The organism is Streptomyces sp. NPDC030165, from assembly GCF_055573595.1.
The window spans coordinates 58,411-81,805 of sequence record NZ_JBVIBD010000017.1 but is presented as its reverse complement, the minus strand read 5'-3'; the positions used below and the strand labels follow the sequence as shown (position 1 = coordinate 81,805).

General features: G+C 70.6%; 23 protein-coding genes. 21 read left to right on the top strand and 2 right to left on the bottom strand.

The annotated features are described in order from the left end of the window. The first annotated feature begins 676 nt into the window (after positions 1-676). The 12 genes from ACZ4Z1_RS28690 to ACZ4Z1_RS28635 all read left to right on the top strand — a co-directional run bounded on the left by ACZ4Z1_RS28690 (position 677) and on the right by ACZ4Z1_RS28635 (position 11,691). Positions 677-1,699, top strand: a complete 1,023-nt coding sequence (locus tag ACZ4Z1_RS28690; RefSeq protein WP_468489535.1) for a ParB N-terminal domain-containing protein — start codon at positions 677-679, stop codon at positions 1,697-1,699. Positions 1,700-2,170: 471 nt separating this feature from the next. Then, positions 2,171-2,455, top strand: a complete 285-nt coding sequence (locus ACZ4Z1_RS28685) for a hypothetical protein (protein WP_468489534.1) — start codon at positions 2,171-2,173, stop codon at positions 2,453-2,455. A 313-nt stretch (positions 2,456-2,768) separates the two neighbouring features. Next, positions 2,769-3,509 (top strand): TetR/AcrR family transcriptional regulator, encoded by a 741-nt coding sequence (locus ACZ4Z1_RS28680; RefSeq protein ID WP_468489533.1) that lies wholly within the window; start codon positions 2,769-2,771, stop codon positions 3,507-3,509. Between the two features lie 31 nt (positions 3,510-3,540). Beyond that, complete coding sequence (locus ACZ4Z1_RS28675; RefSeq protein ID WP_468489532.1) at positions 3,541-3,945, top strand: ester cyclase; 405 nt, start codon at positions 3,541-3,543, stop codon at positions 3,943-3,945. A gap of 182 nt (positions 3,946-4,127) precedes the next feature. After that, the gene (locus ACZ4Z1_RS28670; RefSeq protein WP_468489531.1) at positions 4,128-5,018 is read left to right on the top strand and encodes an SGNH/GDSL hydrolase family protein; all 891 of its coding nucleotides are present in this window, start codon (positions 4,128-4,130) and stop codon (positions 5,016-5,018) included. Positions 5,019-5,095: 77 nt separating this feature from the next. Beyond that, on the top strand, positions 5,096-6,367 hold the full coding sequence (locus tag ACZ4Z1_RS28665) for an acyltransferase family protein (protein WP_468489530.1): 1,272 nt from the start codon (positions 5,096-5,098) through the stop codon (positions 6,365-6,367). Between the two features lie 214 nt (positions 6,368-6,581). Continuing rightward, positions 6,582-6,836, top strand: coding sequence for a hypothetical protein (locus tag ACZ4Z1_RS28660; protein WP_468489529.1), 255 nt, complete (start codon positions 6,582-6,584; stop codon positions 6,834-6,836). A gap of 461 nt (positions 6,837-7,297) precedes the next feature. After that, entirely contained in the window at positions 7,298-8,785 is a 1,488-nt protein-coding gene (locus ACZ4Z1_RS28655; protein WP_468489528.1) for an ATP-binding protein, read from the top strand. Positions 8,786-8,854: 69 nt separating this feature from the next. After that, positions 8,855-9,241, top strand: a complete 387-nt coding sequence (locus ACZ4Z1_RS28650) for a roadblock/LC7 domain-containing protein (protein ID WP_468489643.1) — start codon at positions 8,855-8,857, stop codon at positions 9,239-9,241. Next, the gene (locus ACZ4Z1_RS28645) at positions 9,238-9,609 is read left to right on the top strand and encodes a DUF742 domain-containing protein (RefSeq protein ID WP_468489527.1); all 372 of its coding nucleotides are present in this window, start codon (positions 9,238-9,240) and stop codon (positions 9,607-9,609) included. The genes ACZ4Z1_RS28650 and ACZ4Z1_RS28645 overlap by 4 nt, the downstream gene beginning before the upstream one ends. Further along, positions 9,590-10,213 carry a GTP-binding protein gene (locus tag ACZ4Z1_RS28640; protein ID WP_468489526.1) on the top strand — a complete coding sequence of 208 codons (624 nt, stop codon included), beginning with the start codon at positions 9,590-9,592 and terminating at the stop codon, positions 10,211-10,213. The genes ACZ4Z1_RS28645 and ACZ4Z1_RS28640 overlap by 20 nt, the downstream gene beginning before the upstream one ends. Further along, positions 10,210-11,691 carry a cytochrome P450 gene (locus ACZ4Z1_RS28635; protein WP_468489525.1) on the top strand — a complete coding sequence of 494 codons (1,482 nt, stop codon included), beginning with the start codon at positions 10,210-10,212 and terminating at the stop codon, positions 11,689-11,691. The genes ACZ4Z1_RS28640 and ACZ4Z1_RS28635 overlap by 4 nt, the downstream gene beginning before the upstream one ends. A 23-nt stretch (positions 11,692-11,714) precedes the next feature. Here ACZ4Z1_RS28635 and ACZ4Z1_RS28630 read toward each other — a convergent pair whose 3' ends face one another. Together ACZ4Z1_RS28630 and ACZ4Z1_RS28625 are read right to left on the bottom strand one after the other, a co-directional pair. Next, positions 11,715-12,953 carry a pyridoxal phosphate-dependent aminotransferase gene (locus tag ACZ4Z1_RS28630; protein WP_468489524.1) on the bottom strand — a complete coding sequence of 413 codons (1,239 nt, stop codon included), beginning with the start codon at positions 12,951-12,953 and terminating at the stop codon, positions 11,715-11,717. Between the two features lie 5 nt (positions 12,954-12,958). Then, positions 12,959-14,065, bottom strand: a complete 1,107-nt coding sequence (locus tag ACZ4Z1_RS28625) for a tryptophan dimethylallyltransferase family protein (protein ID WP_468489523.1) — start codon at positions 14,063-14,065, stop codon at positions 12,959-12,961. A 648-nt stretch (positions 14,066-14,713) separates the two neighbouring features. On the opposite strand from ACZ4Z1_RS28625, the gene ACZ4Z1_RS28620 reads away from it, so the two are divergent. From ACZ4Z1_RS28620 to ACZ4Z1_RS28580, 9 genes are all read left to right on the top strand, one after another. Further along, positions 14,714-15,031: a polyprenyl synthetase gene (locus ACZ4Z1_RS28620; RefSeq protein WP_468489522.1), complete on the top strand. Its 318-nt coding sequence runs from the start codon at positions 14,714-14,716 to the stop codon at positions 15,029-15,031. Next, positions 15,024-16,097: a polyprenyl synthetase family protein gene (locus tag ACZ4Z1_RS28615; RefSeq protein WP_468489521.1), complete on the top strand. Its 1,074-nt coding sequence runs from the start codon at positions 15,024-15,026 to the stop codon at positions 16,095-16,097. Before ACZ4Z1_RS28620 ends, ACZ4Z1_RS28615 begins: the two co-directional genes overlap by 8 nt. Before the next feature lie 58 nt (positions 16,098-16,155). Further along, the gene (locus ACZ4Z1_RS28610) at positions 16,156-17,307 is read left to right on the top strand and encodes an oxygenase MpaB family protein (protein WP_468489642.1); all 1,152 of its coding nucleotides are present in this window, start codon (positions 16,156-16,158) and stop codon (positions 17,305-17,307) included. 99 nt (positions 17,308-17,406) lie between these two features. Further along, the gene (locus ACZ4Z1_RS28605; RefSeq protein WP_468489520.1) at positions 17,407-18,360 is read left to right on the top strand and encodes a GNAT family N-acetyltransferase; all 954 of its coding nucleotides are present in this window, start codon (positions 17,407-17,409) and stop codon (positions 18,358-18,360) included. A 246-nt stretch (positions 18,361-18,606) separates the two neighbouring features. After that, complete coding sequence (locus ACZ4Z1_RS28600; RefSeq protein WP_468489519.1) at positions 18,607-19,623, top strand: DUF4073 domain-containing protein; 1,017 nt, start codon at positions 18,607-18,609, stop codon at positions 19,621-19,623. A 171-nt stretch (positions 19,624-19,794) separates the two neighbouring features. Then, positions 19,795-20,511, top strand: coding sequence for a DJ-1/PfpI family protein (locus tag ACZ4Z1_RS28595; protein WP_468489518.1), 717 nt, complete (start codon positions 19,795-19,797; stop codon positions 20,509-20,511). A 145-nt stretch (positions 20,512-20,656) separates the two neighbouring features. Beyond that, positions 20,657-20,893 carry a hypothetical protein gene (locus ACZ4Z1_RS28590; protein WP_468489517.1) on the top strand — a complete coding sequence of 79 codons (237 nt, stop codon included), beginning with the start codon at positions 20,657-20,659 and terminating at the stop codon, positions 20,891-20,893. A 95-nt stretch (positions 20,894-20,988) separates the two neighbouring features. Then, entirely contained in the window at positions 20,989-21,462 is a 474-nt protein-coding gene (locus ACZ4Z1_RS28585; protein WP_468489516.1) for a MarR family winged helix-turn-helix transcriptional regulator, read from the top strand. A gap of 158 nt (positions 21,463-21,620) precedes the next feature. Beyond that, positions 21,621-23,261 (top strand): MFS transporter, encoded by a 1,641-nt coding sequence (locus ACZ4Z1_RS28580; RefSeq protein ID WP_468489515.1) that lies wholly within the window; start codon positions 21,621-21,623, stop codon positions 23,259-23,261. Positions 23,262-23,395 lie beyond the last annotated feature (134 nt).

Genomic DNA, 23,395 nt, shown 5'->3' with positions numbered 1-23,395 from the left:
GGGGGGGGGGGGCTGCAGGTTGGGTGGTGTGGGGTTGGGGGGGGGGGGGGTGGGGGTGGGGGGGGGGGGGGGGTGGGGGGGGGGGGTTTTTTTTCCCTCCCCCCCCCCCCCCCCCACGCCCGTACGGCCTCGGCGGAATACAAGGCAATTCCCCTCGGACAAGCCATCCGGAATTGTCCGGGAGAAGGGGCGCCCCCCGCCCTGAGCAGGCCGGACAAGTGCTGGACAAGTCCTGGACAAAAGCCCCCTTCCCCGCTCCGGCCCACCGGCTCAGCATCAGCAGCACAACGGCATCTTCGAGCCACGGACACCCGACGTGGGAAACCGGTCGCGTTCCGGCCGGGCCGGAGATGCCGTACGACCACGGCCACCCGGAACAACCCGGCTGTGGCGGCGCGGCGGCGGGCCGGCGGCTTGGGGACGGGCCGCCGGATTCCGGACTGCCGCGCCGAGCGGGCCCGGAACGGGGGAGCACACGCAACGCGGAAGCGCTTCGCCGGCCCGGAACCGCTCCCGCTCTCCGCCTTTTCGCTGTCCGCAGCCGAAAAGGACAGAAACGGTACGGCACCGCCGGTCGCACCGCCCCCCATTCCGGGGCGGAACCGGCCCACCGGTGAACCGTGTGGCACTCCGGAACCGGAGAGTGAACGGGGAAACGCGGACCGAGGAGGGGCAAGTGGAACCCGGGCAGTCGCAGGTCGACCTGCACACGGTCGTCGACGTCGAGATCAGTGCCCTGTCGGTGAGCGATTCGCCGAGAATGTCGGGGGAGAACCAGGAACACATCGACTTGCTGGCGGTCGCCGACGCACCACTTCCGCCCATCATCGTCCACCGCGACACGCTACGGGTCATCGACGGCGCACACCGGTTGCGCGCGGCCGAGCGGCGCGGCCGGGACACCATCCCCGTACGGTTCTTCGACGGCGACGAAGCGGACGCCTTCGTCCTCGCCGTCGAGTCCAACACCAGCCACGGGCTGCCCCTGACCAAGGCGGACCGCAAACGCGCGGCCGAGCGCATCATCGCCTCGCACCCCATCTGGTCGAACCGGATGATCGCCTCGATCACCGGCGTGGCCCCGGCGACGGTGGCCAAGGTCCGCCGGCGGATGCCGGGCGACGCGTCGGCCGACCGCCGTCGCGTCGGCCAGGACGGCCGCTTCCGCCCCCTCGACGGCGCCGAAGGCCGCAGGCTGGCCGGCGAACTCATCGCCGACCACCCGGACCTCTCGCTCCGGCAGATCGCGCAGCAGACCGGCATCTCCCCGGAGACCGCGCGTGACGTACGCAACCGGATCCGCCGCGGGGAGAAACCCCTGCTCGACGAGCGCGGCGCGCGCGGCAGGAACGGCGGGCAACAGGGACCAGGCATCGGCAGCCTTGCCGGCCGACGCGCGGGAAACGGTGGCGCGGTGTCTCGCCCCCGGATGCCCGCGGCGGACCGGCGCCGCGTCGTGAACCGCCTCAAGGGCGACCCGGCCCTGCGCTACAGCGACACCGGCCGCACCCTGCTGCGGCTGCTCGGCATCCACAGCGTCAGCCCCGAGGAGTGGGAGAAGATCACGGCCGGCCTGCCACGGAACCACCGGCGGACCGTCGCCCAACTGGCCCGCGCCTACGCGGACAACTGGTCCGAGCTGGCTCAGCGTGCCGCCGAACGCGATGCCGCGGAGTCGGCGGGGGCGCGAGGGGCATGAGGGGCGTGGGCAGTTCGCGACCCACCGGGCCCAGGCAGAGCGTGGTAGGAAAACCGGTGATCACCAGGCTCCCCCGGGTCCGCCAACTCGACGCGCTCCGACCAACGCTTTCCCGCGCCCGCCCCAGCCACGTACTCGCCCCGCGGCCGGCCTACGAGCCGAAGGCGGCGCACTGGCAGGGGCAGCGGCCCGGACCGACCGCCCTGGAACGGCCCGCCACGAGCGCCACAAGCGAGCGGGAGCGCTCCGGACCGCAGGGATGACTGAGGTTCCCTTGCCGGGAGGCTTCCTCCACCACGTCGGCTGGGCCGGTTCCACGGTGCGCCGCCCCGCTTCGGCCAGGACCGCGTTCGTCAACGACCTCTCGCCCAGGAACACCGTCCGCCGGCCGGCCGGCGACAACCTGCGCCCGGTGGCCTTCATCGACTGGGACCTGGCAGCTCCGGGCACGCGTTTGCAGATGTCGCCCATGTGTGCTGGCAGTACATCGGCCTCGGGCTGCGCGTGGGGGACGCCGGCGACAGCGTGCGACGGCTGCGGCTGGTCGCCGATACGTACGGCCTGACCGACCGGACCGGACTCGTCCCCGCGATCCTGTGGTGGCAGGACCGGTGCAGGCGTGGCATCGAAGCCGGTGCGCGGGCCGGTGACCGGGCGATGATCCGCCTTCGGGACGCCGGTGCGCTCACCGAGGTCCGGGAAGCCTTCCAGTGGGTCAGTGATCATCGCGAGGTGCTGACCCGCGCGCTCCGCTGACGTACCGGTGGCCCGGCGGAGCATGCTTGCCACCCCACGCACGCCCTGGTCAACGTCTCGGCACGACGTCTGACCGCAGGGTTCCGCCCTCGCCATTCAGCCTCCTCGTGTCCGGTGACATCAGGAAGGTGGGAGTCACACCGAATCTGACACAGGTGTGCGGCGATGCCTGGGGTACAGCAGGCTGCGACGACCCGGGAAGCCGTCGATCTCGTGAAGATCTACCCGACCGGCAGGAGCGAACCCGGTACGGCCGCCCGGCCACGCCCCCGCTCCGCCGGTCCCGCGTTCCCCGCGATGCCAGACTGCTTCCGTGAGCGAGCACAGCACAGCAGGCACGGGGCCGAGCGCGGACGTCGCGGAGCGGAAGGCGGCCACCGGACGGGGTACGGCGCGCCGCGGACGGCCGCCCCGGCTCTCCCGTGACCGCGTCGTCGAAGCGGCCCTGGACATCGTCACCGAGGAAGGCAGCCGGGCGCTGACCATGCGCCGGGTCGCCGAGGCGTTGGGCAGCGCCCCGATGAGCATCTACCGGCACGTACGCGACAAGGACGAACTCCTGGTCCTCCTCCTGGACCGCATCGTGACCGACCTGCCCCGGCCCGCGCTGCCCGACGAGCCCCGCGCCCGCCTGCTCGCCCTGCTGACCTGGCAGCGCGACGAACTGGCGGCCCGGCCCTGGATCGTGGACGTGCTGGGACGTGGCGACTTGATGGCTCCCTCGGTCCTGTGGCTCCTGGAGGAGATCTACGCCGCGTGGAAGGCCTGCGGCCTGGCACTGCCGGCGGCGGCCACCGCCAACCGGATCGTCTGGAACTTCCTCCTCGGCCACCTCACCCAGCACGCCGATCGCCCAGAGGGCCGTTCCCCGTACCAGGTGAGCGTGCCCGCCGAGGCCGACCGCGCCCAGTACCCCACGGTGGCCGCACTGCGCCCGTACTGGCTGTCCACGGACCGCCGCGACCATTTCGCCGACGACCTCGTGACCCTGGTGACCTCCCTGATCACGTCGGCGGCCGACGGTCCGCGCCCGCAGCCGCACGGCGGTGATTGACCTGTTGTGTACGCGTACGCAACATAGCCGCATGGACGCCATCGCTACGCTCTACCGCCGCTGGCTCCTCAGCCTGTGGCACGGCGACTTCTCCGTGGCCGACGAGATCTTCGCTCCCGACTTCGTCGGCCACTGGCCCGCCTTCGATGTCCACGGACCGCAGGGGGCGGTCGACCAGGTCCGCCAGTCGTACGAGTACTTCAGCGACATCGAGAACACCCTGGACGTCGGCCCGGTCGTCGGTGACGGCCTGGTGGCGGCGCACTGGACCTTCCACGGCACGTACCGTGGCGGCATCCCCGGCGCCACCGCCCCGCCCGGCACCCGGATCTCCTTCGCCGGACAGGACATCTTCCGCGCCGCCGACGGCCGTTTCACCGAATACTGGGTCGTTTCGGACGGTCTCGGCATGATGACGGCGCTCGGCGCCCTCTGACACTCCCCGTCCGTGACGCACCTGCCCGTACGTGGGGCGTGCGCCCCGGCTCGTACGAGAGGTGCGCGCCCCGGCCCGTAATGCGGTCACTGCGTGAGCGTCGTATGACGGGGGTTCCCGCGGTATGTGAGTGGCAGATGACAAGCGCCGTCACCGCCCGTGCACCGTGTTTGCCTCGAAGCATGCACAGCAAGCACATGCAGCGGACCCCGTCCCCCTCGCAGCAGGTCACCACGTCCACCACCCCGGCGCGCCGCTCCGGAAAGCTCAAGAATCCGGTCACGGCCGCCACGGCCCTTCTCGTCGCGGGCGCCTCCCTCCTGGCCCTCACCGGCTGCGGCAACTCGGCGCCCGGCAGCGGCGACGGTGACGGCGCGTCCGCCGCCGCGCCGCCCGCGGGAAACAAGGACGGCAAGCACCTGTCGAAACTGCTCTGGATGGGCGACTCGATCGCCGAGGCGGAGGCACCGGCGCTGGGCGCCGCCATGAAGGCCGGCGGCGTGGAGTTCAAGTCCATCGCCTCCGCGGGTGGCGGCACGGTCGTCAAGGGCGACGGCCCCACCGCCAGCTTCGCCGACGACACCTTCAAGGACCTGGCCAAGGCGGTCGGGTCCTTCCACCCCGATGTCATCGCCTACCAGGTCACCACCTACGACTGGGGAACTCCCGCCCAGCAGAGCGGCTCGTACGAGCGCCTCGCGAAGGCCGCGAAGGACGCGGGCGCCGAACTCGTCATCGTCTCCGCCCCGCCGTTCAAGGTCGACGAGTTCTACAAGGGCCACGAGGCCGCCATCACGTCGGCGCCGAAGGCGGCCCAGGAGGCGGCGCAGAAGAGCGCGGGCCAGGCCCGCTTCCTCGACGCATCCGCCCTCTGGGGCACCGACAGCGCCGCGGCCAAGGCTCAGCGCAGCAAGGACGGCATCCACTCCTGCCAGCAGGGCTCGGCGGCGTTCGCCAACTGGCTCGGGCAGCAACTGGGCAAGCACTACTCCTTCACGCCCGCCCCGGCGGACCGGTGGGCGAAGGGCCCGTGGACCGGAGACAAGGTGTACGGCCAGCTCAAGTGCGGGTGAGCCGGTACGCCTACAGCCGCCGCCCGGCTCGGGCGGCGGCCTCCCCGTCCCCCCGCCGCCCTTGTGAGGACCTGTACATGCCAACGCCTGCGGCCGCCCCGCTTTCCCGACGGCCTTCCCGACGCCCCTCCCAACCGCCCTCCCGCCGCCCCCGCCCGCCCGCGACCGGCCGGCACATCAGGCCCCTGGACGGCCTGCGCGGCCTCGCCGTCCTGGGCGTGCTGTTCTTCCACGCCGGGCACTTCGGCGGCGGCTTCCTCGGCGTGGACCTCTTCTTCGTCCTGTCCGGCTTCCTCATCACCGGCCTGCTGCTCAAGGAAGCCGCGAACCGGCACGGCACGGTCGACCTCGCCGCCTTCTGGGAACGCCGGGCACGCCGCCTGCTGCCCGCGCTGACCGTGCTGATCGTCGGAGTGCTGCTCCTCGTCAGGGCGGCCGGACCGCCGTACCTGCTGGGCTTCGCCCTGGAGGACGGTCCGTGGGCCGCACTCCAGGCCGCGAACTGGCACTTCATCAGCGAGCAGGTCGGCTACTGGAACGACGGTGACACCCGCGTCTTCAGCCACCTGTGGAGCATCGGGGTTGAATGGCAGTTCTACGTCGCCTGGCCGGTGGTGGTCGCCGTCCTCGCCCGAGGTCGCACCACGCGCCGCCTCGTACCCGTGATCGCTGCCGCCGGCGCCGTCATTTCCCTCGTGGCCATGATGGCTCTTGCGTACGGCCCGGACATCACGCGTGTGTACGAGGGCACCGACACCCGGGCCTTCTCCCTGCTGCTGGGCGCCCTGATGGCGACCGACCCGGCCCGCCGCCTGCTGGCGAGGACGCCCGGCCGTCTGACCGACTGGCTCTGTGCCGCCCTGCTGTGCGCCCTCGGCACGTACTGGTGCCTCACCGACGGACCGAACGCCCCCTTCCTCTTCCGCGGCGGCCTCTTCCTCCATGCCCTGGCCGCGGCCCTGCTCATCGCCCTGCTCGCGCACGCCCCGGCCGGCCCCGTCGGCCGTCTCCTGGGCAGCAGGCCCCTACGGTCACTGGGCGCCGTCTCCTACAGCCTCTACCTCTGGCACTGGCCGCTCTACCTGCTCCTGTCCGATGAAGTCCTCGGGTTCGGCGGCTGGGCCCGAACGGCGGTCCTCCTCGCGGTGTCCCTCGCCGCCGGGTGCCTGTCCAAGGTGCTGGTGGAGGACCCCGTACGTTTCAAGGCCCGCTGGGCCGGGGGCCGTACGGGCGTGGCCTGCCTGGTCGCCGCGCTCGCGGTCGTAGCCGGTGTCTGCCTTCTCGTCCCCGAGCCGAACCCGGGCGCCGACGCGGTCGACCTCACCCAACTCACCGCCGGCTCCGGCTGACCGCTGACGGACCTGATCGCCGTACACACCGGCAAGCGGATGTCGCCCTGAATTCTTACGGCGCTCCGCATGCGGCGCTGCTGTTCCTGCCGTCCAACGCCGAAGACCGCATGGCCGCCGATCTCGGCATGTACGGGCAGACGCTCCCGCTGCCCTGACGGCGTACGGAATCGACAACTGCCCGCAAGGGCTCCTGAGCTTTTATGCCGGCACCGTGCGCGAGTCGTTGGGCATGAGCAGCGTCAGCGATATCGGTGTTACCAGCGGCACCAGCGCCGGCAAGCTCCTGCTCGGTATTTCCTTCGGCTATGCAGACGCCTTCGCGCCCATCAACGACATCACCGTCCCCCGCGCCGAACTCCACGAGACCACCCGCTTCCACTTCTGGTCACGTGAGCGTGGCCACCACGTATTCGGCAGCCCGCAGGAAGCTCCGGGCCGTCGGCCCGGGTGCGCTGTGTGCCGATGATGTTCCGTATCCACCGCACTGCACCCCAGCAGCTCGCCCCGCATCCGGCCGGCGGCATGAGCGCCGCCACCCCCGGAAGCGGACGGCGCCAGAGGGACGGTCCTGTCGATTTCGGTGAATGACTAGCGCCAAACGATTCTTCAGATTTTCGTACGTCAGTACATTCATGTGTTATATGCACGCGCCGCGCAGAGTCATTCAGGCCCCGCTATGCTCACTGCCGCGCAGCGAGTTGAGACGGCTACGGCACGTCGCCGACGGCTGTCGGATGTCGCCGCCGCGCGAGGGCTCCGGGGGTCCTGGGACCCGAGCTCCGCGCGCGGCACGTCAGCCTGGCGTGTACTGCGGCAATTGATTGGTGTGTGCGAACCAACGGTCGCCCATCGCGCTTTCGCTGCCTTTCGACGTCCATGAATTCCGTATGACGCCCTGTCCCTTCCCTTAGTGCTCTGAGGATGCCGATGGTTCGTGCTGATTCGTCACCCGGAAGGCCGGGGCCGGCCTCCACCGCAATGTGGGTGCCCCCCGTGCTCCTGGCCATATGTGTGGCCGTGGCGGTGCCGTTGCTGCCTCCGGCGGCCCGCGCCCACGCCGTCTGGATCGGTGTCCTCGCGACTGCGGCAGTGACCGTCGCAGCCGGGAAAGCAGCGCGCCGGGGCCGAGCGATCGACGAGCTGCGCAGGCAGTACGCCGAGCGAGAGGCCGCCCTGCAACGGCAGTTGGCCGAGCAGGAGACCGAAACGGTACGGATGGCCAAGGAGACCCTGCCCGCGGCCATGGCCCGGCTCCAGCAGGGCAACTCGGTCGAGGACGTACTGCGCAGCACCGGCCAGACGTCCCGTGTGAGCCCCCGCTTCGAAACCGCACACCACGCGGTGCTGCGCTACGTCCTCCAGGCCGTGGAGGCCGAGGAGGACCTGCGCGACTCCGCCCAGCGGGCCTTCGTCAACATCGCCCGACGCGTCCAGGCCATCGTGCACCAGCAGGCTCTGGAACTGCGCGAGATGGAGGACCGGCACGGCCAGGACCCGCAGGTTTTCGGGGACTTGCTGCACCTCGATCACCGGACCGCGCTGATCGGCCGGCTGGCGGACAGCATCGCCGTCCTCGGCGGTGCCCGGCCGGGACGCCAGTGGCAGAAGGACATCCCGCTGTTCAACGTGTTGCGCGGTGCCATGTCCCGGATCACCGATTACCAGCGCGTCGATCTGCACTCGGTCGCCGACGTCGGAGTCCTCGGCCGCGCGGCCGAACCCTTGATCCACGCCATGGCCGAGCTCCTGGACAACGCCACCCGCTATTCACCGCCCCAGACCCGCGTCCACCTGACCGCGACCGAGGTCCAGTCCGGTGTGGCCATCGAGATCGAGGACGCCGGGCTCGGCCTGACCGACGAGGCCCGCATCCGCGCCGAGCGGGCCCTGGCCCAGCACTCCTCCGGCGGACTGGACCTCGACGACCTGGGGGAGTCGCCGCGACTCGGCCTCGCGGTGGTCGGCCGGCTGTCGCACACGAATCACTTCAAGGTGTCCCTGCGTGTGTCCGCGTACGGCGGCGTACGCGTCGTCCTGGTCGTACCGCCGGAGCTGATCACCGTGACCCCGGCGCCCGGCGGAGCCTTGGCCAAGGCACCCAGCCTGCCGCCGCCCCGCCGCCCCAGCGGCCCGAAGCACCGGGCCGACGCGGCCGTCGAGGAACCGGCGCACACTGACGCCGCGCGCACCGCCAACGGGCTCCCGCAGCGCAGGCGGCGCCGCGCCGTGGTCCCCTCCGCGCGGCCGCAGCAGGCGGCCCCCTCCGCCACCGACCGCCCCCCGGCGTCGGCGGGCGGGCCCCCGTCGGCCGGTCTGTGGATGTCCGCCTTCCTCGACGGTGCCTCCGGCGCGTCCGCAGCCGGGTCCCCGGCGCGCCGCCCCGACGGCCCGAGCGATGAAGAGTCCGAGCAGTGACTGAGCCAGCACGTACTGAGCCAGCGAGTAAGGATGAGTGAGCAAGTGGCGACAAAGCAGCGGCTCAACATGGACTGGATGCTGGAGGAGCTGGCGTCCAGTGTTCCGCAGACCCGTAACGTCGTGGTGCTGTCCTCGGACGGCCTGTGCATGGCGCAGTTCGGCGCGGACAACGACACCGCCGACCGCCTCGCCGCCGCCTGCGCCGGTCTGCAGAGCCTGTCGGCGGCCATCGCCGCGGAATTCCCGCAGGGCGACGGCCGGATGAAACTGGTCGTCGTCGAGGTCGACGGCGGCTTCTTCTACCTGATGGCGGCCGGCGCGGGAGCCTATCTGGCGGTGCTGGCCGACGACGACGTGGACGCCGGCCTCATGGGGCAGCGGATGCGCGATCTGGTCGCCCGGATCGGCCAGCACCTCACCACCCCGCCGCGCGCCGACCGGCAGGCCCCATGAGCGGTCCGGAGCAGGAACAGCAACGCGCCTGGGAAGAGGGCGGGCCCGAGCGGCTCTACGTCATCACGTCCGGCCGGAACCTGCCCGACCGGCGCTCCTCCCTGGACATGGTCACGCTGATCGTGAGCCGTGGCGAGGCCGGTCCGGGTACACAGCCCGAACTCGCCGCCATCATCCGCATATGCGACTACCCGCTGTCCGTCGCCGAGATCTCCGCATACCTCCACCTGCCGGTCAGCGTGATCACTCTGCTGCTCGCGGACCTCTTGGCGAGTGGCCATGTCGAGGCCCGGGCGTCGGTCCTGGCCCAGTCGCTGCCCGACGTAGAACTCTTGGAGGCGGTGATGCATGGACTACAGAATCTCTGAACCCGTCGTCGGCCCGCGGTGCGAAGACATCCTGCCGGCCTCGGTCACCACAGCGGTGAAGGTGGTGATCGTCGGCGGCTTCGGGGTCGGGAAGACCACCCTGGTCGGATCGGTCAGCGAGATCAAGCCGCTCACCACCGAGGAGATCATGACGCAGGCCGGTGCCGGGGTGGACGACCTCGCCGGTGTCGAGCGCAAGAACGAGACCACCGTGGCGATGGACTTCGGCCGGATCACCCTCAGCGACGAGCTGGTCCTCTACGTGTTCGGCACACCGGGCCAGCAACGGTTCTGGTTCCTGTGGAACGGACTCTTCGAAGGCGCACTGGGCGCCGTGGTCCTCATCGACACCCGGCGGCTGGAGGACAGCTTCGACGTGATGGGCCGGCTCGAAGAGCGCGGAGTGCCCTTCATCGTCGCCATCAACGCCTTCCCGGATGCCCCCTCCTATCCGGTGTCCGAACTCAGGGAGGCCCTGGACATCCCCGACGGGGTGCCGGTGATCGATTGCGATGCCCGCGAACGTGTCTCCAGCCGCGACGGACTGCTGACCCTCATGCGCTACCTGCACGCCCTCACCACCACGACCCCGGAGCGACGGTGACCTCCTCCTTCCCCGAACAACCCCGCACCGCGTGGGCATCCACCCCGCCTCCGGAGTGCCCGGCGCGCGCCCGGTTCGGCACCACGGACGGGCTGGCGCGGCTCTTCGGCCCCGAGGCGGCCGAGGACCCCATGGGCCTGTACGAGCGCCTGCGCGCCCGGCACGGGTCCGTCGCGCCCGTCCTGCTGGACGGCGACCTCCCGGCCTGGCTCGTCCTCGGGTACCGCGAGATCCTGGAGGTCGCCGGCACACCCGCCCGGTTCAGCCGCGACTCCCGTATCTGGCGCTGGTTCCAGGAAGGGCGGGTACCGCCGGACTCCCCGCTGCTGCCGATGATCGCTTGGCAGCCGGTCTGCCTGTTCCTGGACGGTGAAGAGCGCGCCCGGCTGCGCCTGGCGGTCACCGACAGTCTGGAGCGCTTCAACCGCCGTGGAATCCGACGGCACATCACCCGCTTCACGCACCAACTGATCGACGGTTTCGCCGGGCGGGGGGAAGCGGACCTGGCCGCGGAGTTCTGCGAACACCTGCCCATGCTCGTCCTGACGCAGCTGTTGGGCATGCCTGACGAGTACGGGCCACGGCTGGTCGCGGCCAGCAGGGACATGGTGGCGGGCACCGGAACCTCGGTGGCCAGCAACGCGTTCATCGTGGAGACGCTCACGGAGCTCGTACGGCGCAAGCGCGGAAGCCGTGGCCACGACATCACGTCCTGGCTGATCGAACACTCCTCGGGGCTGACCGACGAGGAGGTGTGGAACCATCTGCGGGTCATCCTGATCGCCGCGAACGAGACCACGGTCAACCTCCTCAAGAGCACCCTGCGGATGGTGCTGACCGACCCCCGGTGCCACGCGTCGCTGGCCGGTGGGCAGATGACCCTGCCCGACGTGGTGGAGCAGGTGCTGTGGAGCGAACCGCCCCTGATGACCATTCCCGGCCGCTGGGCCGCCGTGGACACCGAGGTCGGTGGTCAGAAGATCGAAGCGGGGGACATGCTGCTGCTCGGCCTGGCCGCCGGGAACCACGACCCGGCCGTCCGGCCGGACCCCTCGGTTCCCCTGCACGGCAACCGCTCGCACCTCGCCTTCAGCAGCGGCCCCCAGGAGTGTCCCGGCCAGAACATCGGCCGTGCCATCGCCGACACCGGCATCGACGCGCTGCTGGCGAGGCTGCCCGACGTACGGCTGAGCATCCCCGAGGAGCAGCTGGGCTGGACGTCGGGCTGGATGACACGGCACCTGACCAGCCTTCCGGTGACGTTCACGGCGCCCCGGTCGCCGAGTTCCGCCGTGTCCGCCGGTCCGGCCCGCGCCGTCGCGGAGACCGAGCGCCGGCTGCGGAGCGCCACGGACAGCGGCTCAAGGCACGCTGCCGAGCCCGTCGTCCCGTTCCCGTCGGTGGTGTCCTCGCCGGTTCCCGTCCGAAGGAGGCGTACGTCCTGGTGGGGCTCGTTGAAGGCATGGCTGCGAGGCTGATGCCCGGGTAGGGCGGTGGCGCCCTATCGCTGCGTCCCGGTGGCCTGGAATGCGGCCGGGCCACCGGTGACGAGTTCTTCCACGGCCCTTGCGATGCGATCCAGTGCCTCTTCCATGACCGCACGGGAAGTCGCATAGCTGATACGGATATTGCCTTCGGCACCCGGCCCGAACCACTCCGGTGTACCGGCCACCACTGCCACCCGGGCTCGGGACAGCAAGTATTCGCCCATCGCCCGACTGCTGAGCCCGGTGGAGGACACCTCGGGAAACAGGACGTAGGTGCCGTCCGGGCGGCTGCACGAAATACCCGGGATCGTGTTCAACCGGTCCACGCAGTAGTCCCGCATCTTCCGCAAATGCACCAGGAAGGCGTCCCGCCAGGGCCAACCGTGACGCAGGGCGGCCAGGGCGCCGGCCTGGCCGAAGGGGGTCATGCTGTAGGTGGCGCCGAGCCGCTGGAAGGTGAGCTGCAACGCGGCCGCCGCCCGCAGGGTCGGGGCGATCACGAATCCCACCCGCAGCCCCGGTACCGCGAACGTTTTGGAGAGGCCGGTCACCGTGTAGATGCGCCGGCTGTTCTCCGTGTCCAGGCTCGCCATGCTGATGTGCGTTCCGGGCGGGTACACGATCTCGTTCCACACCTCGTCGGAAAGGACCGGGATACGGTGCCTGCCCGCCGTCTCCGCCACCGCCCGCAGAGTGGTTTCGGTGAAGACCGTGCCCAGCGGGTTGTGCGGATTGCACATGCAGATCAGGGCGGTGCGCGAAGTGACCAGAGAGGCGAGCCGGTCCGGATCCAGTCGCCCGGTGCTCTTGTCCATCGGGCAGTAGACCCGCCGGGCCCCTGCGGCATCGATGGCTTGGCCGAACAGCAGGTCTACCGGGTCCAGCAGTATGCACTCGTCGCCTTTTCCGCACAGGAGATGCACCACGCCCCAGAGCGCGGCCGCGGTGCCCGGCGCCGGCACCACGCAGCCGGGATGGTGGCCGATCCCGTAACGGGCCTCGGCCACGTCGGAGAATGCCTCCCGAAGCTCACCGCATCCAGCGGGCGCCGCGTAAGGGAAGTATCCGTCGGCAACAGCCGCGAGCACGGCGTCCGTGACCACCGAAGGCCCGGGGAAATCCGGCTCGGCTGCCGTCAGCGGGATGACGTCGGGCGGGAAAGCGCCCCATCGAAGCGGCGAACGTTGCCGCAGCAGACCGGGCCGGACCTGCGCGTCGTCGAACAGCGGTTGGAGCGCGTGGTGCGGCGACATGGCGTTCACCCTCGCTGATAACGGGCGGGCGGATAACGGTCGTAGAGCTCCGGGGACCAATATGTGGTCAGGCGGGGGCGGCCGCGCTGCACACGAGCTGACGCGTACGTGTGGATGCCATGGCCGGCTGCGAGGGGACGCCGGGCGACATGCTTCAGCAGCGACTGATAGCCGCCGACGGAAAGGCCCATACCGGCCATGACCGAGCTGATGCGGTCCCGAACGGTCCGGTCGCTCGCCGTATGCAGCCACAGCGGGACGTACAGCGTCGCCGACACCGGTGTATGCCCCCCGGCGGCCGTGAACGTCAGGTTGCTGACGAGTGGTTGGGCGCGTACGGCGCTGTCGCTGCCGGTCAGCTGGCGGCAGAATTCCCCCAGGAATCCTGCCTCGTGATGAAGCGAGACGTCCATGCGGGAATCGAGTTCTGCCGGAGAAATGTCGTAGTGGCGGAAGTACACCTTCACGCGTGACTCGGGGCCGTCGATCAGGTCGAGTCCGAAGTAGACGATCCTGTCGAGGTCGAATCCCCGGCCGGCGTATTCGCTGACCGCCTCCCACGCCTTTCCGAACCCCAGGCGGTCCAGTGCCTCGCGCGTCCGCGCGGGGCCGGTCATGCGCTCATTGGCATGCGGATTGAGGTAGACCTTGAACTCGGGCCCGCCGGCCGGTGTGAGGGCGGCGGCGTGCATCATGGCGAAGCCGGTCGGTTCCTCGTCCGGCAGGAACAGGTCCGACACCTGCGTCAACCGGTCGTCGGCGGCGCCGAAATCCTGGGTCAGCCCACGGGTGAGATCGAGCGCCGCTTTCTGTGCGGACGACGTGTTCAGCCGGTCCGGAAGGGCTTCCATGAGCACCCGGATCTGCAGCCCCTCCCGCGAGAAGGCCGCCGAGAACTCGATCGGTGAACCGTCGGCGCATACGTCCGAGTGCCAACCGGGACGTGTACCGATCCGCCTCGCCCCCCAAGGCGACAGCATCCTGCGCAGCACCCGCGTTCCCTGTTCGACATCCATACCGGCACCGCCAAGGAGACGGGTGGCGGTGGTGAGCGCGTAGTCCGAGAACGTCGCGCTCGCAGAAACCCGTGGGACCGACTGCAGAGACGACATGGAATTCCTCCCCTACCTCTTGCCGGGATTCGCCGTACCGCACGCTTGCTCCGCCGGCCGATCGGCCAGTACCAATAGGGTGAGAAGCTCCTGACTACCGTCCCGTCGGGAACCGGCGGCCTGATCGGCCGCCGCCGCACTCCCGCAGCTGTATCCGCCCCGGGCCGGCCACCCGGATACTGCCCATTACCTCCGTCGGCCGCGGCCGTTTTCCGGGGACCGGGGGTACTTTCACAATTAACTATGCTTCCTCTGCCCGCCACCGGCGCACAAGGGGCGTGCGCGGCGTTCGTCCTACGGATGGCGTGCGCTCCCGACGGACGGATGTGCACGCCGGCGCTCAGAAGACCGAGTGGATGTGCGGTGGCAACCGACACCTCCAGCGATGGCGAGCCGGCCAACGGCCCGCGCGCGCGACGCGATACGGGTCGGCCGCCGGAGGCGGAGCGGCTGCGGGCCTCGACGCGCCACACGTGGCTGCTATAGGCGCTCCGACCGGCGATGGCCGCACGTTGGACTGATCGTCACTCTTTCGTAGGAAATGACGACCACTCACGAGGGACGGAGCACTCCAACACCGGCCCCACCCGCTTCCGACGGGTTCACTGACAGCTCCCGCAGGAATTCATCCGCACAGGAGCGCCGGACATGTCTGAACAGGGACGACCAAACGACACCGCACCCCCCACCGCGACAACTGGATGGAACCCCGCGACCGGACTGGAACAAGCCCTCCTTCTCGCAGCCGGCGTTGCCGACCTCGTGCTCGACCACGTACGTCAGGCCGCCGACCGGGGGCAAGGGCTGCTGCGCCGCTCCGATCTGCGGGAACTGCTCGCCGGCGGAGTCGGTGAACTGCGCGCCCGCGGAGAGATCGCCTCCCGGCGCGTCGCTCCGGAGTCCGAGAACTACCTGGAGCTGATGGCCCGCCGGGCCGTGAAGCGGGCCGGCTCGTCGCATGGATGACGCCGGGCAGCTCAAGCAGAGAATCGACACATGCCTGCGCCGGCTGGTCGATGAAGAGGAAGCCGAACTGCTCCGGGTGTCGGACGAACTGGCCCCGCTGTGCGCGCAGTTGCGTGTGTCGCTGACACGCGGGAAGCGGCTGCGCGCCGCGTTCCTGTACTGGGGCTGGCGAGCCGCCGGCCAGCCCGACTGCGAGAGCGTGGTCAAGGCCGCGGCCGCCATGGAACTGGTGCACGCGGCCGCGTGCACCCACGACGACATCATCGATGACAGCCACCTGCGGCACGGCGTCCCGACGGCCCATGCCGCCTTCGCCGAGGGCCGCGCCGGCACCTGTGGCACCCCGGCCGGAGCGCCCCACGACGTGCGCCAGGAACGCTCCGCCGCGCTGGCCATGCTGCTCGGTGACTTGCTGATGGGGTACGCGGGCCAGATCTTCGCCACGTGTGGTCTGCCCGGGGCGTACGTGGCGCGGACGGTGCCCCTGTGGTCGTCGCTGCTGCGCGAGACCGTCGCGGGCGAATTCCTGGAGGTCCTGCGGACCGGTGGCGTCGTACCCAAGGTTGCCGAATCACTGGAGGTGGCCCGGTACAAGACGGCCAAGTACACGGTGGAGCGGCCCCTGCACATGGGCGCGACGCTCGGCGGCGCCTCCCCGAGGGTGCTCGGCGCCTTCACCGGGTACGGGATGCCGCTGGGCGAGGCGTTCCAGCTCCGCGACGACCTGCTGGGCGTCTTCGGTGACCCGGCCGAGACCGGCAAGTCGAACCTCGACGACCTGCGGGACAAGAAGCCCACCGCGCTGCTCGCGGTGACCGCCTCGCTGCTGACCGTGGAGCAGGCACGGGAGCTGCGAGAGGTGCTGGGCAAACCTGCCCTGGACGAGGCCGACGCGGCGCTCGTACGGCAGTTGATGGAGTGCAGCGGTGCCCGGCAGCGCATCGAGGACATGATCCAGGAGCGGATCACGCAAGCCCGCGCGGCGCTGGACTCCGTGGCGCTGCCGCCGGAGGCCCGCTCGGCGCTCTGCGCGCTGGCCGGCTCGGCAACCGACCGGTCCCTGTGACAGCACCAGAAACGAGGAGCACGTGACCACTGAGACCACCGCGCAGTACACCGACACGATGCTGGACGAGCTGCGCGCACAAGGTGATCCGCTCGCCGACGCGACCGTCGCGGCGATGTTCGAACGCGGAGAGGTGCGAGACTTCAACACCCTCATGCGCTTCTTCTCCACCGCGGGCAACAAGCTGCCGCAGGGGCTGCCGCCCTCCGCGGCTTCCTACCTCGAAACGACCGGCATGCCGCCCAAGTGGGTGGACTGGGACATCATGGAGCGGGCACGGCTGTTCTTCATGGACAATGCCGCCCACATCAACACGGGCCTGTCCTTCGCGGCCATGCCGGCCACCTACGCCGTACCGCGCGTGGCGAAGCTGCTCGCCTCGACGCACTCCATGGACTACCCCTCGCGCCGGATGGCGAACACCGGGCAGTTCGTCACCTACCTGATGCAGACCAACGCCTTCGAAGAAGGCAGCAAGTTCATCCCGGCCGCTCAGAAGGTCCGCCTGCTCCACGCCGCGGTGCGCCGCCACCTGACGAAGTCGGGGCGCTGGGACACGGAGCGCGACGGCATGCCGCTGTGCCAGGAGGACATGATCGGCGGGCAGATCTGCTTCTCGATCCTGGTGCTGGACGCGATGCACCGCCTCGGCATCCACATGAGCGAGGAGGGAGCGGAGGCGTACTACTACGCCTGGCGGGTCGTCGGCTCCATCCTGGGCTGCGACATGGAGGCGGCCCCGAAGGACCTCACCGGGGCTCGCGCGTACGCCGACCTCTACCTCACCCGCAACCTGGGGCCGTCCGAGGACGGGGTACGTCTGAACAACCAGCTGATGCGGATGTACGAAGATGTCGTTCCCGGCACCCTCTTCGACCCGATCGTGCCGGCCACCATCCGATTCCTGGTGGGTCCGACCATCGCCGACTGGCTACAGGTCCCCCGCAGCCCCTGGGACACGGCAGCCAAGGCCGTACCGGTCGTCCTCGGCGTGCTGGAGACCATCGAGGACAGCAGCCCGTTGGGGGAGTGGGCACTGGACAAGGCAGGCAACCTGCTGACTGCCTTCGAACTCGGCTCCCTCACCCGCGGCCGGGTCATGCAGTACGCCATCCCGGAAGAACTGAAGACCGACTACGGGGTGCGCTCACAGCAACGCCGCAACCAGCGCTGGGTACCGCCTGCCCCGACACCGGCGGCAACGGACTGAGGCACGCCGGCCGCCGGCCGGCCGAGCCCGTACGCACGGCCTGGGCGTCGAGGCGATAATCCGTGGCGGCCGCCCACCCGTCCGCCGGAGAATCGGTGGATGACCCCGCCCCTCACCCCGCCGCCCGGCCTGACCGTACGCCCGGCGACGCCCGACGACGCGGCGGCGGTGTGCGCGCTGCTCAACGAGATCGATCTGCTGGAGGTCGGCCGTGCCGACACCGACCTGAGCGAGGTGCAGGCGGACCTCGAGCACCCCGAAGCGGACCTCGAACGCGATTCCTGGCTGATGTATGAAGCCGGGCGGCTGATCGCGTACGGTCTGCTGTGGGACGAGTCCGGTGGCGAGCGCATCGACATGGACCACTACGTCCTGCCCGGCAGGCTGTCAGGCGCCCTGCACCTGTACGACCTGATGGAGACGCGGGCCGTGGAACGGGCAGCCGCCAACGGGGCGACGCGCGCGGTGATCCACCTGCACCTCAACACCGCGCCCACCATGGACCTCGACGCGCTCCGGCGACGGGGCTGGCGTACCGTGCGCCGCTACAACGTACTCAGCCGGGCGCTGTCCACCGACGCCGACCGGCCACCGTCCCCGCCGCCCGGGGTGACCTTGCGTCCCTGCCGTACCGAGGCCGACCGCCGGCGGGCCCACGCGCTGCTCCAGGAAACGTTCGCCGGTCACTTCGACTTCCAGCCCCGGACGTACGAACAGTGGCTGGACGACATCGACGCCCAGCGCGCGGACTGGTCACTGATATGGCTCGCGCAGCTGGACGGCCTCGGCGACGCCGCCGTGCTGCGCACCCACGACGCCCGCGCCTCGATGGCCTGGATCGCACACCTCGGCGTCCTGGAACGGGCCCGCGGCCGCGGCCTCGGTAGTTACTTGCTGCGCCATGCCTTCGGCCACTTCGCGGCGAGGGGCCGCGACCTCATCGGCCTCGGTGTCGACACCGACAACAGCAGCGGTGCGCTCGCCCTCTATGAACGGCACGGCATGAGACTGGACTTCGCCGTCGACACCTGGGAGTTGTCCCGCCCCGTCTGAGCGGTCCCCGACCGCCCCGACCGGCGGCTCGGCCAGGACGTTCGTGCTGGGGCCGGCCTGCCTGGCGTGGTGGGCAGTACGGGACGCGGGAAGGACGCCGATCTGACCGGGGCTCCCCGGAGGCACGCAAGTTCACGCCTCCCACATGTCCCGGCCCGCTGCCCGTAGGCCGGAGTGCACCCCGCGCCGTGATCTTCACCAACAGGGGGAGGGCATCCCGTACAACTCACGCGCTCGGAGCCGCACATGGACCGCAGATCCCTTCTCGCCGCGGGCGGCGGCGCCCTGGCTGCCGCCGCCGGCGCTCCGCAGGCCCACGCCGCACCGGCCGACGCCTCCGGCCGGTGGCACGGCCGGGACACCGTACGGTTCAACGTCATCAGCGACATCCAAGGAGACCTGCGCGACTTCGGCCGGGCCCTGGACGACATGGCGGCCGTCAATCCGCACAGCGCCGGTCTCGCCGTCGCGGGCGACATCACACCGCGCGGCTACGACGCCGAGTACGCGCAGGTCAGCGCCGAACTGGCCGGTCACTCCCACCCGCGCGAGGTGGCCTGGGCGATCGGCAACCACGAGTTCTACGTACCGAAGTGGCGCGACCCCGACACCCTGTCCCAGGACACCTGGCCCAACAACACCACCGAGGACTCCCTCTTCCGCAGCTTCTACCGCTTCGCCCGGCGCGGCACGGTGCACACGGAGACCTCCTTCGGCGGCATCCCGGTCCTGACCCTCGGCACCGAGCGGTACGCGCACTACCACGACTCCGAACTCTGGGACGAGGTCTGGATCAGCGACGCCCAGTTCACGTGGCTGGAGGACCGCCTGTGGCACTGGTCGCGCCGCCGCAGGCCGGTCATGGTGATCACCCACCACCCGCTGCCCGACACGGTCTCCGGTACCCGCAACAAGCTCTACGCGAGCGACTACCTCCAGGCCGACCGTCTCCTCGGCCTGCTCGGCCGCCACCCGGACGTCTTCCTCTTCAGCGGCCACACCCACTGGGACCTGGGGCTGTCCGACTGGGTGGTGCGCCGTGTCGTGCCCGGCACCGCGAATCCGAGCGGGTTCACGGTGGTCAACACCGGCGCCATCCAGACCGGTTACCGGGACGACGGCAAGGGTGGCGAAGTCTCCGTCGGCGGGACCTTCAGCCAGGGCCTCCAGGTCGAGGTACGACGCGACGCGGTCGTCATCAAGGCCCGCGACTTCGCCCGACGGGCTTGGCTGAAGGAGATGACGGTCCCGTTGGCGCGCTGAGCCTGTCAGCCAGGTTCGCGTCCCCCTGCGAGCCCCGTTGCCGTCGTGGCGCGCATCGCTGGCCGCCGGACCGTAGGGCGTTTCCGAGTGGCTGATTCCGCTCTCGTCTCACACCTTACTTACAGCTGGGCTGTTAGCTTGGCTGTAAGTTCTCGCCGAGGAGGATCAGCCATGACATCCGAACGCCGCGATCTGGAGATCGCCATCCTGGTGTGCCCCGGCTACATGCCGGTCGACATCATCGGGTTCCACACCGCCTTCGGCCTGCAGCCGGGCGTGAACCTGCACCTCGTCTGGAAGAACCGGGACGAGATCACCGGCATGCCGCACTTCCCCACCCGCGCGACGACCACCTTCGAGGACTGCCCCGCCGACCTCGACGTCCTGTACGCCGGAGCCGTACCGGCGGAGGTCTTCGAGGACGAGGAGGTGCTCGCCTTCCTCGCCGACCGGGGCAGCCGCGCGACCTGGGTGGCCGGCGTGTGCGCGGGGTCGCTGCTACTGGGCGCGGCAGGGCTGCTGCTCGGCCACCGCGCGACGACCAACTTCCAGTTGCACGGGCAACTCGCGCACTACGGGGCCGTACCGACGCGCGGCAACGTCGTGGAGGACCGCAACCGGATCACCGCCGGCCCGGCGACCGGGAGCTTCGAGATCGGGCTGCGGCTCCTCCAGGCGTTCTTCGGCGACGAGGTCGCGCGGAACGCGGAACTCATGATGGAGTACGCGCCCCGGCCCCTGTTCGGCGTGGGCACCCCGGAACTCGCCGGCCCCGAACGCACCGAACAGCTCCTCGCCGCGACCGCCGACATGGGTGCCGTCTTCGCGAAGGTCGCGGAGCGGGCGGCCCAGCGGCTCGGTGTCCGCGTCGAAGCCGAACCGGTCTGATCGGTCCGCACGAAGCCGGACCGGTCTCGTCTTCCGTGCTCGCCGAACTGGTCTGGTCTTCCGCGTGGGGGGGCGGGGGCCGCCCGCGAACCGGCCCGTTGCCCGGTACGGCAGGGCCATACCACCGTCCTCGCCGCACGGCCGGGTGGGCACGGACTGGGACCGGCGCATCGTCGAGGTGGGCGAGACGGCCGTCCCGGTGCCCGAGGGGATCGCCGAGCTGCTGGAGAAGCTTGAGGCGGAAATCGAGCGGTATGCCGAGGAGTCCCCGGTGGGGGCCGTCAAGCTGGCTCGCCGTATGGAGATCTCGGCGGCCAGGCCGCGAGTCCGCCGGCCCGCTTCGGGCGGTGGAGGCCGTACGTCTGATCCTGTCGGCTGCTGAGGGCGTGGGGTGGGGCGGGGAGTCGGCCGCGGTGGGGTTCCCCGCTCCGCAAGCGCGTTTTGACATAGGTATGACCTCATACCTAAAGTGTCCGTATGCCCGCCACCCGTGCGTCCGACCAGGACACCCGCCGCATCGCCTCCGAGCTCGCGGCCGTCCTGCCCGCACTGAACCGGGCTCTCGACCGGCGGGTCATCCAGGACCTCCCGTTCCCCAGGCTTCCCGACAGCCAGCTCGCGCTGCTGCGGTACGTCGCCGAACACGACGGCGTCACCGTGCGCGCGGCAGCCGACGCGCTGATCGTCAAGCCCAACAACGTGAGCGCCCTGGTCACCCAGCTGGCCGCCCAAGGGCTGCTGGAGCGCAGGCAGGACGCGGCCGACAAGCGGGTGGCGCACCTGCACCTGACGGCCAAGGCCCGGCGGCAGGTCGCCGAGGTCGGCACTCTCGTGGACGGTTACCTCGTCGAGGCGCTCCACGCCCTCACCGACGGGGACCTGGACGCCATCGGGTCCGCCCTCGGCGCTCTCCAGGGACTGGCGCAGCGGATTCACTCCGCTACGGACTGACGTCCCGCCACGGACTGACGTCCCGCGGACGGCCGGCAACAACGCCGCCGCAGCCTTCCCGGCTCCGCGCCCCAGCCGTATTCCATCGGCACCCGCATTTCCACCTCAGAAGAGAACAAGGCACCTCCATGTCCTCCTCCGTCATGGGTCACTCACCCATGCCCACCCACACTCCGCCCGCGCCGGAACCGGCCCCGGGCCGGCGCGGCCACCCCTGGCTGACGCTCATCGCGGTCGCCTTCGGCCTGTTCATGGTCGGCCTGGACGGCTCGGTCGTCTCGATCGCCAACCCGGAGATCGGCCGGGACCTGAATGCCTCCACCGCCGACCTGCAGTGGGTCACCAACTCCTACCTGCTGGCCCTGGCCGCCGCACTGATCCTCGGCGGAAAGCTCGGTGACCGGTTCGGCCGGCGCACCTACTACCTGATCGGCGTCGCCGGCTTCTCCCTGGCCTCCGTCGCCATCGGCCTGTCCGGCTCGATCGAGGGCGTCATCGCCTTCCGCGCGGTGCAGGGCTTCTTCGGCGCGCTGCTCATGCCCAACACGCTGGGCCTGCTGCGTGCGGTCTTCCCGCCGAAGAAGTTCGGCATGGCCGTGGGCATCTGGGCGATGGTGTCGTCCGTGTCCACGGCGCTCGGCCCGATCGTCGGCGGCCTGCTGGTCGAACACGTCAACTGGGAGTCCGTCTTCTACATCAACGCTCCCATCGGCGTCGTGGCCCTGGCGTTCAGCGCATTCGTCCTGCCGCAGAGCAAGAGCGCGGCCGGCTGGCACCGCTTCGACATCCCGGGCGTGATCCTTCTCGCGCTCGGCCTGCTCCTGGTCGTCTTCGGCGTCGTCAAGGGGGAGTCGTGGGGATGGGGCGCGGGTTCGACCCTCGGCGTGCTCGCGGCGGGCCTCCTCGTCCTGCTGGTCTTCGGCTGGTACGAGACGCGCCTCGGACGCCCTTCGCCCAACTCTCCGAACTCTCCGACGGGCACGACCGACCCGACCGGCACGACCGCCCCGACCAGGGGGCACCCCATCCTGCCGATGCGGCTGTTCCGCAGCCCCGCCCTGTCCATCGGTACGGTCATCACCGCCGTCAACTTCTTCGTCCTGCTCGGCGCGATCTTCTTCATCATGCTCTACCTGCAGAACGTACGCGGCTTCACGCCCGTCGAGGCCGGCGTACGCACCCTGCCGCTGAGCCTGGCCTCCGTCGTCGCCTCGCCGCTGGGAGCGAAGCTCACCGAGCGGTTCGGCGCCCGGCTGTCCATGCCGCTGGGCATGGTGCTGCAAGCGGGTGCCTCCTTCGGCATTCTGGGCTGGGGCGTGCACTCCTCGTACGCCGCGATGTGGCCGCCGTTCATCGCGCTCGGCCTCGGCGTGGGCATGGTGATGGCCGCCTCCTCCGACGCGATCGTCGGCAACGCACCCGTCAGTGACGCGGGCGTGGCCGGTGGCCTGCAGGCCACCGCGCTGCAGGTCGGCGGCGCGCTCGGGACCTCCGTCCTGATGTCCCTGATCAGCAGCAGGGTCGGCTCCACCCTGACGAACGAGCTGACCTCGGCCGGGGTTCCCGCCCCCATGGCCGCCCACCTGCACGAGGCCAAGGACGCGGTCGCGATGGGCGTGTCGCCGGTCGGCAACGGCATGCCGCAACAGCTGAAGGCCGCCGTCGTCGAAGGCAGCGGCCAGGCATTCATCAACGGCGTGCACACCGCGGCCCTCGTCACCGGCGTGCTGTGCGTGATCGGCGCGGTACTCGCAGCGGCCGGCGTCCGCCGCAACCCGCAGACTCCCGCCGTGCACTGAGAACGGGAGGGGACCGGAAACCGGCCCGGGGGGGGGGGGGGGGGGGGGGGGGGGGGGGGGGAGAGGGGGGGGGGGAGGGGGGGGGGGGGGGGGGGGGGGGGGGGAGGGGGGAGGGGGGGGGGGGGGTGGGGGGC